The following is a 12,522-nucleotide window of genomic DNA, read 5'->3' as shown; positions in this document are numbered from 1 at the left end:
ATATGACTTATGTAATTGTTCATGCCCTTGCGCCGATTTTTATCATCATGCTGTTGGGATTTTGGGCTGGCAAAGCCAAATTGGTGGATAACAAGAACGTTGCGCTACTCAACATTTTCGTCATGGATTTTGCGCTGCCGGCGGCGCTGTTTAGCGCCACAGTGCAAACACCCTGGGCCGGCATTGCCCAACAGTCGCCGCTGATCGTGGTGCTGACGCTGGCGATGTGGATAACCTATGCCGCTATCTATTTTCTGGCTGTTAAGGTGTTTCATAAAACACCGCAGGATGCCGCGGTGCTGACGCTCACTGTGGCGCTGCCCAACTACGCGGCTCTCGGTTTGCCAATCCTCGGCAGCGTATTGGGCGATGGCTCATCGACATCACTGTCAGTGGCGGTTTCTATTGCCTGTGGTTCGGTATTGATGACGCCGTTTTGCCTGCTGATTCTGGAGCGTGAAAAGGCGCGTGCATCTGGCGGCAGCCAGCACTCTACGCTTTCGATGTTGCCGGTATTGATGTGGCGTTCGCTGAAAAAACCGATTGTGCTGGGGCCGTTGCTGGGTGTGGTACTGTCCGCCATTGGTATTCGTATGCCGGAATTGCTGCTGGCGGCGATCAAACCGTTGGGGCTGGCCGCCACCGCTGCCGCGCTGTTCCTGACCGGGGTGATCCTCTCGGCGCGTCAGCTGAAAATCAACCCGATGGTCACTACCGCGGTGTTAGCCAAGTTGTTGATTCAACCGGCGCTGGCGTGGGCTGTGGTGCTGGTTTTAGGGCTGCACGGTTCGGTCGCAATCACCGCGATTCTGATGATTGCACTGTCAGCCGGTTTTTTCGGTGTGGTTTTCGGTAACCGGTTTGGCGTGCAGTCGCCGGATGCAGAAGCAGTGCTGCTGTTAAGTTCAGTACTCTGTATCCTGTCACTGCCGCTGTTTATTACATTGACCTCAGGAATGTAAACCATGGTAACGACACGTCCGCATGATCTGTTATGGCTGGCGTCCCGAGGAGCGCTGGAGGATATCGATGTGCCCTGGGTGGACAGCCAATGGCAGCCGGCTTTGCCGGTGGTAGTGCGGCGCGACGTTGACCCGACCGGACGCATTCCGGTCGGGGTGCGCGGCCTGCGCCGTGACCAGCGCGCTGGCGGGTGGGTGAGGGCAGAATGCATTGTTCGGGTGGTGACGCCGGAAATGCTGTGCGGCCTGTCGTCGTTATTGCATTCGCCGTTTGTATCCCAGCCGCCGGTGCAGGTCGCTATTCAACTGGCGCAGCAGTGCTGGCCATGGCAATGGGGAGTAATCGGTGGTACGGGATACGCGCTGGCAACCCAAATGCCGGTGCTACATGCAGCCAGCGATCTCGACCTGCTGATTCGTGCGCCTCAGGCATTGGACCGCGACGCGCTGGCGCACTGGCAACAACTGCTGTCGTCATCGCCGTTATGCCGGGCCGATACGCAAGTAGAAACTCCCAACGGTGGTTTCGCACTGGCCGAATGGCTGCGAGACGGACAGGTGCTGTTAAAAACCGACCACGGCCCGCAGCGGGTCAGCGATCCGTGGGCAATGGAGCGGTGAGATGAAGATTCTGTTTACTTTCCCTGGACAAGGGGCGCAGCAGGCCGGGATGTTGCAGCAGTTGCCTGCCGATTCTTGCGTGTTGGATGAAGCGGCTGACGTGCTGGGAGATGAGGTTTACCAACTGGATAGTCCGCAGGCACTGCGTCATACCCGTGCGGTACAACTGTGCCTGCTGATAACGGGCGTTGCCTGGGCCAGAGCGCTAATGGCGCGCGGTCTGATGCCGGATATGGTCAGCGGCTTGTCGATTGGCGCGTTTCCGGCAGCGGTGGTCGCCGGGGTATTGCGCTTTGATGATGCGTTACGTCTGGTGGCGTTGCGCGGCGACCTGATGGAGCAGGCGTATCCGCAAGGATATGGTCTTACCGCCATCATGGGGCTGAGTCAGTCGCAAGTAGAGGCGTTGCTGATAAGCAGTGGCGCATATATCGCCAATCTAAACGCTGAACGACAAATCGTGATTGCAGGCAGTGATGAAAGTATGGCGCAGGTAGCGGAACAGGCGTTACAGCTAGGTGCCAGTCGGGTGCAGCGCTTGCAGGTTAGTGTGCCGTCGCATTGTGCGCTGTTGGATGTACCCGCCAGACAACTGGCGGCGGCAATGACCTCTGTTACACTGTCGCCTGCGCAGTGCAGCTACCTGAGCGGCAGCTCCGCCCGTGTCATCTGGCAGCCGGAACGCATCGCAGACGATCTGGCGCTCAACATGGCGCGTACGGTGCGCTGGCACGACGCTATGGTGGCGGCAGAAGAACGTGACGTCCGGCTGGCGATTGAGATGCCGCCGGGCGGCGTGCTGAGTTGTCTGGCTAAGCAGGCGTTCAACCGTGCCGAAGCGTATGCTCTGGCGCACAGCGACATTGATGTGGTGGTCCACCGCGCTGCTCAGATCAGGGCACAGGGGTAGCGGCAGCGTTCAGGCTACGGGCGTACATGCGGCCTTCTGCCACCAGTGCCAGCAGATTCGGGTCATGCTCGCGGTTGCGGGCGAACACGATGGCGATAAGCTGGCGCATCTGATAGGGCGGTGCCAGTTTCAGCAACTGTACATCGTTCTCGTATACTTTTTTCATCCGTTCGGGAATCAGGGTAAAGCCGATACCGGCCTGAACCAGACTCAGCATGGAGAAAATGTCGTCTACCCGTGTGACGATTTCCGGTTCGAACCCGGCGATGTGAAACGCTTCCTGGAAACCGGCATAGGTAGCGAACCCTTCGGATAGCGAAACAAACTGCTGGTGATGAAAGTCACGCAGGTCCGCCGGTTGATGAGTATCCAGCTTCACGCTAGCTGGCGCCGCCAGGCAGATGTCGTCTTCAAACAGCGGCAGGAATTCCAGTTGATTACGGTCGATAGTATTGTCAGACAGTGAGATGAGAATCGCGTCCAGTTGTTGGTCATCCAGCATGGCGAGCAGGCGCTGATTCGATCCCATGGTTAAATCCAGTTCCAGATCCGGGCGGCGCAGCTTGATGCCCATAATCAGCCGCGGCACGGTTTCCAGCGTCAGCGAATACAGTGTTCCGATGCGTAACCGTCCCTGACCGACACCTGCGGTTTTGCGGGTTTCCTCCAGTCCTCGTTTCATCAGCAACATCGCTTCCTGACTGTATTCCAGCAGTGTGTGAGCCGCCGGCAACGCCACCAGATTGCGTCCCTTATGGATAAACAGCGGACAGCGCACGCTTTCCTCCAGCGTATGCAACGCCCGATGTACGCTGACGCCGCTAAGCCCAAGCAGTTCAGCGGTGCGGGTGATATTACCGGTCTCCATGAATGTCTTGAAAATTTCAAGTTTGCGGAACGTGAGGTCGCCGTCTTTTAACATGTCGGACTCATTGAGTGGTTGCGCTGTGGATGGTCATTGAGGAGATGATAAGAATTGTACCTGTAATATGCAGCAAAAGGGGAGTCAGGCGCTGTTTTAGTATTATGTCTGTCAACTGACGCCTGGATTATCCTGTCCGCTACAATCATACTGGGCTGCTTGTGGCCGTTCAGATACCTCATGCCGCATACCGATTTGGCGCTGAGATACCAACTTAAACATGATTTATTTTGAGGGTGTGAGCGAAGCAGGATAAAAGTGGATGCCCGACAGGGTACTACATGATAAAAACAATGATAAAAACAGTCGGGATAGACGTAAAAAGCCATTTTAAGCGACTGTTTTAGGTACGACTTTATGCGGGAATAAATCAGGAGTGCTGTTTGGCTTATTGATTTTTTTGAAAATTGGCGGAGAGAGGGGGATTTGAACCCCCGGTAGAGTTGCCCCTACTCCGGTTTTCGAGACCGGTCCGTTCAGCCGCTCCGGCATCTCTCCGCGAAAGTGGCGCTTATGATGCCCTGTTTTGTGGCCTGTTAACAAGATCAAACCGACGCCTTTGAATTCAAGTGATGACTTAGCGAGCAACACCATGATGAAGTGGCAATGGAAATCCCTTACTCCCGATACATTTTCGGATTGGCAGCAGGCGCTGTCGATCCCACTGCTAACACCGCTGGCAGAAAATGAACGCCAGCACCTCATCACGGTGGCCAGACAATTTTTGCGCCAAAAGAACCTGGTGCCGTTGCTGGGACTGGTGCTGACCAAACTGATGGCTCAACGCATCGCACTATTGTTTTCGCTCCCGGTGTTGGAATTGGGCATTGAATGGCTGGATGGTTTTCATGACGTGCTGATTCACCCTGAACCTTTTACAGTGAATGGCGAATGGATGGATGAGTTCGGTCTTGTGCATAGCGGTCCCAGCGTTCAGTCTGGACAGAGCTGGGATCAAGGGCCTGTTGTGCTCAACTGGCTGGAAATTCAGGATTCATTTGATCTTTCGGGTTTCAATCTGGTTATCCACGAAGTGGCGCATAAACTGGATATGCGTGGTAATGACCGTCCATCCGGTGTGCCCACGATGTCGTTGCGCGATGTGGCGCGCTGGGAGCAGACCCTTCATGCGGCAATGGAAGCGCTGCGGGAGGAAATCGATCTGACAGGAGAAGACGCCGCCAGCATGGATGCCTATGCCGCAGCTGACCTTGCAGAGTGCTTTGCTGTACTGTCTGAATATTTCTTCAGCGCTCCAGACCTGCTGGCGGAGCGTTTCCCGGCGGTATACCAGAATTTTTGCGGTTTCTATCGTCAGAACCCACTGGAGCGGTTGCAGCGCTGGCAAGCGAATCAGGCTCAGGTCGATTTATCTCCTCACTGATGATGAATACTGCAGATTGTACAGAAGCCAAGCAGTCAGTACGGAATGTCGGTTTTGCCCGTTGACAGCGTAATGCCACCACAGATAAGATGCGCCCCGTTCAAACGATTCCTCTGTAGTTCAGTCGGTAGAACGGCGGACTGTTAATCCGTATGTCACTGGTTCGAGTCCAGTCAGAGGAGCCAATTTAAAGAAAGCAGACGTTCACTGACGTCTGCTTTTTTGATTTTTATCAATGGGTTATCCCCTTCTTTAGGTTCACCCTCATCCCTTCAAAACTACTCGAAGCCATCCATTTGCTGGTAAAAATACGGGTAAAGCGGGTTCGATTTCGTTTTTACCAGTAGTTGGAGGTAGCCATCATGCATATAAGCTCGATAAAACCGACGAGACTGAAAAGTCAGCCGGGATAAACGGCGTAAACTTGATATCTGATGGTACAAAAAGCGCAATCTCGGTGAACGTTATTTTGCCCGGCTGAAAGAACATCGCCATATTGTCATCCGCTCGGAAAAAATAACCAGAAACTAACTGAGTATGCTTAAATTGGGAGAGAATAATTTATTTTTAACGCAGTTGTTAAATTAAGGGACTCCTCAGGCATTATTATTTCCTGAATTTCAGCATCTAAAATGCATCGGAATTCACGGAGGATGTATTCTCTTCATTTTTCGCTGCTGAGCAGCACGATTGGCTCGTTGTTCCAGTGCTTATTAGACCGATCCCTGTCGAGATATTTGTCATTCAATAAATTTATCCATAATTTTATGTTTGATTGGTGTAACAACAATTAAAGCGAGAATCATAGTCATAAAAACACTTATGATAATAACCGAAGCGATAAGCGCTTCAAGGTAACTATTTTCTGTTAATAGAAATAAGTTAAATTCTATTTATTATCAAATAAGGTTTACTGAAATGACTGAAGAAGATATCTATCCACTGCTGGGTAAATTGGTTAATGGGCGTGTTTATGCGTATGCCGTACCCTGCTGTGATTATCATGCCCCCCATCATAAGCACTCATTTATCCTTTTCTCGCTGAGTCAGGAAAACAGTTACAACGCCTCGCAGCAGCTGGCTGGTCAGCAGGTGACTGTCAGTGTGGATTGTTATGCCCACTCGGTAGCGGCAGCCCGCACATTGCGTGAGCAGGTCAGAACTGCGCTGGCAGTATTGGCTCCGAATAAAACGGCTGAATATAACGATTTCGATGTGGAATATGAACAATTCCGTATGACGCTGGAAGTGATGCTTTCACGTTAATCGTTGAGCGATATAAATTCATTCGTATTAAATCAGCTGATTCCCTGGAGCGCAATTTATCCTGTGACGGGGAAGCTACTCTCTATTTAAATGAAGGAAAGGGTTATGTGGTATAAATCAGGTAGTTTATCGCTATTTTCTGGCAGTAAAGTGGTGCTGGGAAATAATACGCTTTGGGCGGATAAAAATAATGGTGTATCAGCAGGAGGGATGCTGCTGATATTTACCGACTGCAGTATCAGAATTTATGAAATTGCCTCCGTCGTGTCGGATACCGAACTGGTGCTGGCCAGCGAATATTGTGGCTGCACTGAAAATGGCGTGCACTACGCCATTCCGGTGTTTGGCAGCGGCGACAGCTTTGATCATGCCGCGTATGTGGCGCAGATTGCGGCGATGCTGGCCGGTTATCAGTCCCAACTGACACAGTGGAAACAGGTGCTGACCGAACATGGGCAGGTGACCCTGACGGATAGCAACGGCAAGAATGTGGTGGTGAAAACACTGCCGGATTTGACCGACGCGGTCAGCCGGATGATGGACAAGACCCTCAATGGCGCGGATATTCCGGACAAAGCGCAGTTTGTCGCCAATCTTGGGCTGAGCGATGTGGTGCATAAGTCTGATCTGGCTAATCATACCCATACTGCATCCCAGATTACCGACTTTGCCGATGCGGTACGCAAGGTACTGCTGGCGACGCTGGCAGCCGGGCAGGGCATTTCGCTGAATTATGATACAAGCAACAATCAACTGATTGTTAGTGCGACAGGCAGCAATAACGGCGGCGGAAACAGCGGAAGCAATGGTGGTCGTGGTTATACGGTGGTAACGCGTAGTGGTGCGACGGCGAATCAGGTATTTACTTTTCCGTTCAGCGCTACCGGCACGATGGATTACAGCGTTGATGCCTATGCGCTGAAGGAAGAGGCAGGGCTGACTAATCAGTCGCTCACGCTGGAATCGTTCGATGCTGTCAGTAAGAATAATTACAACCAAACTGCAGCATTGGTTTGGGATGGTACGGTAAAACCTTACACAGGTGGCCAGATTAGCCTGGCTCAGGATGGCTCGCTGTACTCCGTTGTTGTGGCGGCTGAGCCAGGGGATTTAACAATCAATGCAGTTCCCCCTTCTTTAGTACCTAAGTTGACTTCTGCTACATCTGCATCAGGTATTACTATCGCGCAGAGCAGCGCATTTAATAATGATCCAAGGTGGTATGGGTGGAAAGCATTTGATGGCGGGGTAACGGGTGAGGATACCCGTTGGTCAACACAGGGTGGTGCACCCCAGTGGTTATCTGTGGCATTTAACGATGCTAAATCTATCGATTACTATTTTATTATTTGTCGTCAGAATCTTTCTCTTGGTGGTGTACCGAGAGACTGGACTTTCCAGGGAAGTAATGATGGAAATAACTGGGTGACATTGGACAGTCAGACTGGCGTGACTTTTACCTCTAATGAGAAAAAGATATTTAGCATCAATAAAGCAACCTATAAATATTTCCGTATTTATATTTCAGCCGTAAATACCGGTGATCTCGTCACTATTACTGAGTTTGGATTACTGCAACGTGAACAGAAAGTTCTATTACGTTCAGGCAATAATTATTACACCAGCGTAAATGGCGTTCTGAGTCCGGTCAATGCACCATTACAGCCTGGTGACATTGCATCTTCAGGGTTTATCAGCTCAGGTAAAATTAGCGCCTCTTCACTAACAGATAAATTACCGTTGAGCGTCGTCGCTGAAGGTGGTGGTGAGGTGGCTGTGTCGTTTGCTCCGGGGGCACAGATTATTCTGCAAAAATCGCTGACCAGTGCTAGATCCTGGCAGGCGATTAACTCAGGACAATTGTCAGCAACGCTGTCCGGCAAGGGCGCGGTATCTGTAGCGGTATCGCGTGATCTGAATGACTGGGTGGTCTGGAATGGAAGTTCCTGGGTGTCTATGGGGGCATTATCAGCAGATGCAACTGGGGCAAATAAGCTGATAGCGAGTGGTATGACGGTATCGTCCTTGAGCCAAATCACCGCGGCGCAATGGGCTTTGTTGTTTCCTAATACCAATGGTGCGCCGGATAACCTGGCGTTCGCATTGGCGCTGAATGTACCTGATTCATCAGTCGATAGTGCCGTGGTCGATGCTCTGACTCTTAATGTAAATAACGGCTCCGCCTGGAAAAAACAAACCGAAGCTGAAGTGGAGATTCGCTGGTATCCCGATAAAGTAACGTTTAAGACGGTGGCGGCAGGTAACTACAAACTGGCCTATCAGCAACCGTAATATTTGAATAATAGTCCTAACCATATGGGCGGGCTGATATTTTCAGCCCGCTTTTTACAAATAAACTGGTCTGCATTCCAGATGGATTGTGGTCTTTATCTTTTTGGTTGATGGCACAACAAACCAGACGAGAGTAATAGCTATAAGAACGCTTATGATAATAACCGAAGCGATAAGCGCTTGAAGGGGTCTGTTTTTTGTTAATTAAGAGATGGAACCAATTTTATTTATTATCAAAAAGGCGGAAAGAAATGACTGAAGAAGATATCTATCCACTGCTGGGTAAATTGGTTAATGGGCGTGTTTATGCGTATGCCGTACCCTGCTGTGATTATCATGCCCCCCATCATAAGCACTCATTTATCCTTTTCTCGCTGAGTCAGGAAAACAATTACAACGCCTCGCAGCAGCTGGCTGGTCAGCAGGTGACTGTCAGTGTGGATTGTTATGCCCACTCGGTAGCGGCAGCCCGCGCATTGCGTGAGCAGGTCAAAACTGCGCTGGCAGTATTGGCTCCGAATAAAACGGCTGAATATAACGATTTCGATGTGGAATATGAACAATTCCGTATGACGCTGGAAGTGATGCTTTCACGTTAATCGTTGAGCGATATAAATTCATTCGTATTAAATCAGCTGATTCCCTGGAGCGCAATTTATCTTGTGACGGGGATGCTACTCTCTATTTAAATGAAGGAAAGGGTTATGTGGTATAAATCAGGTAGTTTATCGCTATTTTCTGGCAGTAAAGTGGTGCTGGGAAATAATACGCTTTGGGCGGATAAAAATAATGGTGTATCAGCAGGAGGGATGCTGCTGATATTTACCGACTGCAGTATCAGAATTTATGAAATTGCCTCCGTCGTGTCGGATACCGAACTGGTGCTGGCCAGCGAATATTGTGGCTGCACTGAAAATGGCGTGCACTACGCCATTCCAGTGTTTGGCAGCGGCGACAGCTTTGATCATGCCGCGTATGTGGCGCAGATTGCGGCGATGCTGGCCGGTTATCAGTCCCAACTGACGCAGTGGAAACAGGTGCTGACCGAGCATGGACAGGTGACCCTGACGGATAGCAACGGCAAGAATGTGGTGGTGAAAACGCTGCCGGATTTGACCGACGCGGTCAGCCGGATGATGGACAAGACCCTCAATGGCGCGGATATTCCGGACAAAGCGCAGTTTGTCGCCAATCTAGGGCTGAGCGATGTGGTGCATAAGTCTGATCTGGCTAATCATACCCATACTGCATCCCAGATTACCGACTTTGCCGATGCGGTACGCAAGGTACTGCTGGCGACGCTGGCAGCCGGGCAGGGCGTTTCGCTGAATTATGATACAAGCAACAATCAACTGATTGTTAGTGCGACAGGCAGCAATAACGGCGGCGGAAACAGCGGAAGCAATGGTAGTCGTGGTTATACGGTGGTAACGCGTAGTGGTGCGACGGCGAATCAGGTATTTACCTTCCCGTTTAGCGCTACCGGCACGATGGATTACAGCGTTGATGCCTATGCGCTGAAGGAGGAAGTGGAGTTAACATCACAGACGGTGGTTATTGATACATTTTCAAGCACAAGTGCCGCTAACTATGCTCAGACAAACAACGTGTTATTTGATGGGCAACTGAAGCCGTACACTGGTGAAGCCTATTCAGTAGCTTCCGACGGTTCTTTTTATTCTTCAATAATAAAAGCTGACGGCATGTCATTATCCGTGTCGAGCTACTCAAATGCCACAGTAGTGCCGGCAATGACGTCAGCAAACACACCCACGGGATATGCTGCCTCTGCGTCTTCAACATACAACGCGTCATTTGCCGCCTATTACGCTTTTGACGGGAGTGCATCAGGTAATGGCTGGATCAGCTCTAGTGCGCCTACTTCTGCTGCGCCGCAGTGGTTAGAGATTGAATTGCCGTCTCAAACGGAGATCACGGGTTACATAATAACGAACCCAAACTTATTGATTGGCGGTCTTGCCAGTCCGAAATCCTGGTCGCTGCAGGGTAGTAACGACGGCAGTGTTTGGACAACCATTCATTCTGTCAGCAACAGCACGAATAACACAGCTGACATCGATCAAGAGTTCCCTTTATCAATTGCTGCGAATTATTCAAAGTATCGCTTATATATCACTGATAGAAATTCTTCCTATCCATTTGTTAGTGTCAAAAAACTGAAACTGGTTGTTGGTGATAAGTGCCTGATTTCTGATTCCTTCGGGAATTTCTATACAGCATCATCAGGTGTGCTAACAAAAGTAAACACGCCATCCTCTACGTCAGATTTTTCTACATCAGGCTTCGTTTACTCTGGCGTTATTAGTAGTTCCGCGCTGTCAGATAAGTTACCAATCAAGGTTTGGCTCGCGTCAAACCCGACAAAAAATTACGTTAGAACATCCTACGGGCCAGACTCTCAGATTATCATACCAAAATCGCTGACCAGTATTAGGTCCTGGCAGGTGATCAACTCAGCACAACTGTCAACAACGCTGTCCGGCAAGGGAGCGGTATCTGTAGCGGTATCGCGTGACCTGAATGACTGGGTGGTCTGGAATGGAAGTTCCTGGGTGTCTATGGGGGCATTATCAGCAGATGCAACTGGGGCAAATAAGCTGATAGCGAGTGGTATGACGGTATCGTCCTTGAGCCAAATCACCGCGGCGCAATGGGCTTTGTTGTTTCCTAATACCAATGGTTTGCCGGATAATCTGGCGTTTGCATTGGCGTTGAATGTACCTGATCCATCAGTCGATAGTGCCGTGGTCGATGTTCTAACGCTGAATGTGAATAACAGCTCCGCCTGGAAAAAACAAACCGAAGCCGAAGTGGAGATCCGCTGGTATCCCGATAAGGTGACGTTTAAGACTGTGGCGGCGGGTAACTACAAGCTGGCCTATCAACAACCGTAAAATTTGAGTGGTATTCATGGCTATACGGGCGGGCTGATATTTTCAGTCCGCTTTTTTCATACGTATTAACGCATATTCGCCACAAAATCTTACCTGTTGTTATCAGAAACTGACATTCAACCGATTATGCTGGCATATCGACTCGATTACTGACCGCAATGGAGGTTGCCGATGGGGTTCTGGCGTATTCTGTTTACCATTATTCTGCCGCCGCTCGGCGTGTTGTTGGGTAAAGGTTTTGGTTGGGCGTTTCTGTTGAATGTGTTGCTGACCTTGCTGGGGTATGTGCCTGGCCTGATCCATGCATTTTGGATTCAAACTCGCCCAGACAGCTGTAGCGAATAACGCATGGAGAGAAAAATGCCCGGTAAGTCCGGGCATGTGAAGGACAGAAGGATGACGTGATTAACCGTGCAGGCGGCGAGCGATTTCAGCAACGCGCGCACCGTACAGTTTGGCGGTTTCCAGGTCGCCTGCCGGGATGGCATCAGCGCCTGCGTCGGATGGCGATTGAATCAGCGCACCCGCTGAACCACCGAGGTTGTTGGCGTCATTGCGGGTGGAAGCCAGAGCGTTAGCTGGCGCTTGCCCCAGGCTGACCCAGATGCCGCCGTGCTGTGCAGCCAGCGTCTGCAGATAAATCAGTGTCACTTGTTTGTCGCCGTTCAGGCTAGCGCTGTTGACGAAACCGCCAAATACTTTGTCCTGCCAACCACGGGTGAACCAGATTTTGGAACTGGCATCAGCGAATTTTTTGAACTGCCACGGAACATTACCCATGTAGGTCGGTGCGCCGAAGATGATACCGTCTGCCGCGTTCAGTGTTTCCCAATCAGCATCGGTGATATCGCCGTTGTTGTCGATGGCGATCAGACTTGCCTGTGCGCTTTCTGCGACCAGTTCAGCAATCAGTTTGGTGTGACCATAGCCAGAATAATAAACAACCGCAATCTTGCTCATAGTATTTCCTCGTGGATGGGACAGATAAAAAGAACGTAAAGCGCTAAGCCATGTTCAGATACGTCGGCATATTATCGTGTTATATATTTATAAACAATTAATTACCTGAAAGTACCTAGGTTACCTGATGGTAACCAGATGGCGGTAATCTGAGCGGTGAGGATTATAAAATATGCTCAAGGTTACGTGATTTTTCATAAAAATGAAAAACTCATCCCTGTGGAAAATAATGGAATATATGTCATGGCGTTATTTTTATTCGACGGAATGAAAATTTAATAATAGCAAGG

At 50.4% G+C, this 12,522-nt stretch carries 11 protein-coding genes and 2 tRNA genes; 10 read left to right on the top strand and 3 right to left on the bottom strand.

Features of this window, described 5'->3' with window-relative positions; translation table 11 throughout:
• Nucleotides 1–2 precede the first annotated feature (2 nt).
• From Dpoa569_RS11435 to mdcH, 3 genes are read left to right on the top strand one after another with little or no spacing between them, the layout of a single operon-like run.
• Nucleotides 3–962 (top strand): AEC family transporter, encoded by a 960-nt coding sequence (locus Dpoa569_RS11435; RefSeq protein ID WP_042869906.1) that lies wholly within the window; start codon nt 3–5, stop codon nt 960–962.
• 3 nt (nt 963–965) lie between these two features.
• Nucleotides 966–1,583 carry a malonate decarboxylase holo-ACP synthase gene (locus tag Dpoa569_RS11430; protein ID WP_042869908.1) on the top strand — a complete coding sequence of 206 codons (618 nt, stop codon included), beginning with the start codon at nt 966–968 and terminating at the stop codon, nt 1,581–1,583.
• 1 nt (nt 1,584) lies between these two features.
• On the top strand, nt 1,585–2,493 hold the full coding sequence (mdcH, locus tag Dpoa569_RS11425) for a malonate decarboxylase subunit epsilon (RefSeq protein ID WP_042869911.1): 909 nt from the start codon (nt 1,585–1,587) through the stop codon (nt 2,491–2,493).
• Here mdcH and Dpoa569_RS11420 read toward each other — a convergent pair.
• Both Dpoa569_RS11420 and Dpoa569_RS11415 read right to left on the bottom strand, forming a co-directional pair.
• Nucleotides 2,477–3,415, bottom strand: coding sequence for a LysR family transcriptional regulator (locus Dpoa569_RS11420; protein WP_042869913.1), 939 nt, complete (start codon nt 3,413–3,415; stop codon nt 2,477–2,479). The genes mdcH and Dpoa569_RS11420 overlap by 17 nt on opposite strands.
• A gap of 408 nt (nt 3,416–3,823) precedes the next feature.
• A tRNA-Ser gene (locus Dpoa569_RS11415) sits at nt 3,824–3,913 on the bottom strand.
• 94 nt (nt 3,914–4,007) lie between these two features.
• On the opposite strand from Dpoa569_RS11415, the gene mtfA reads away from it, so the two are divergent.
• From mtfA to Dpoa569_RS11380, 7 genes are all read left to right on the top strand, one after another.
• Entirely contained in the window at nt 4,008–4,799 is a 792-nt protein-coding gene (mtfA, locus tag Dpoa569_RS11410; RefSeq protein ID WP_042869915.1) for a DgsA anti-repressor MtfA, read from the top strand.
• A 109-nt stretch (nt 4,800–4,908) separates the two neighbouring features.
• Nucleotides 4,909–4,984, top strand: a tRNA-Asn gene (locus tag Dpoa569_RS11405).
• Between the two features lie 733 nt (nt 4,985–5,717).
• Complete coding sequence (locus Dpoa569_RS11400; protein WP_146411365.1) at nt 5,718–6,065, top strand: DUF3168 domain-containing protein; 348 nt, start codon at nt 5,718–5,720, stop codon at nt 6,063–6,065.
• Between the two features lie 105 nt (nt 6,066–6,170).
• Nucleotides 6,171–8,357 (top strand): discoidin domain-containing protein, encoded by a 2,187-nt coding sequence (locus tag Dpoa569_RS11395; RefSeq protein WP_146411362.1) that lies wholly within the window; start codon nt 6,171–6,173, stop codon nt 8,355–8,357.
• 251 nt (nt 8,358–8,608) lie between these two features.
• Complete coding sequence (locus tag Dpoa569_RS11390) at nt 8,609–8,956, top strand: DUF3168 domain-containing protein (protein ID WP_042873869.1); 348 nt, start codon at nt 8,609–8,611, stop codon at nt 8,954–8,956.
• 105 nt (nt 8,957–9,061) lie between these two features.
• On the top strand, nt 9,062–11,272 hold the full coding sequence (locus Dpoa569_RS11385; RefSeq protein WP_146411359.1) for a discoidin domain-containing protein: 2,211 nt from the start codon (nt 9,062–9,064) through the stop codon (nt 11,270–11,272).
• A gap of 171 nt (nt 11,273–11,443) precedes the next feature.
• Nucleotides 11,444–11,617, top strand: coding sequence for a YqaE/Pmp3 family membrane protein (locus Dpoa569_RS11380; RefSeq protein WP_042869925.1), 174 nt, complete (start codon nt 11,444–11,446; stop codon nt 11,615–11,617).
• A gap of 60 nt (nt 11,618–11,677) precedes the next feature.
• On the opposite strand, the gene Dpoa569_RS11375 is transcribed toward Dpoa569_RS11380, so the two are convergent.
• The gene (locus Dpoa569_RS11375; RefSeq protein ID WP_042869928.1) at nt 11,678–12,232 is read right to left on the bottom strand and encodes a flavodoxin family protein; all 555 of its coding nucleotides are present in this window, start codon (nt 12,230–12,232) and stop codon (nt 11,678–11,680) included.
• Nucleotides 12,233–12,522: the final 290 nt, after the last annotated feature.

The sequence above is a fragment of the Dickeya poaceiphila genome, from assembly GCF_007858975.2.
Classification (GTDB): Bacteria; Pseudomonadota; Gammaproteobacteria; order Enterobacterales; family Enterobacteriaceae; genus Dickeya; species Dickeya poaceiphila.
The sequence above is the reverse complement of the archived record's forward strand: the minus strand, read 5'-3'. Positions and strand labels throughout refer to the sequence as shown.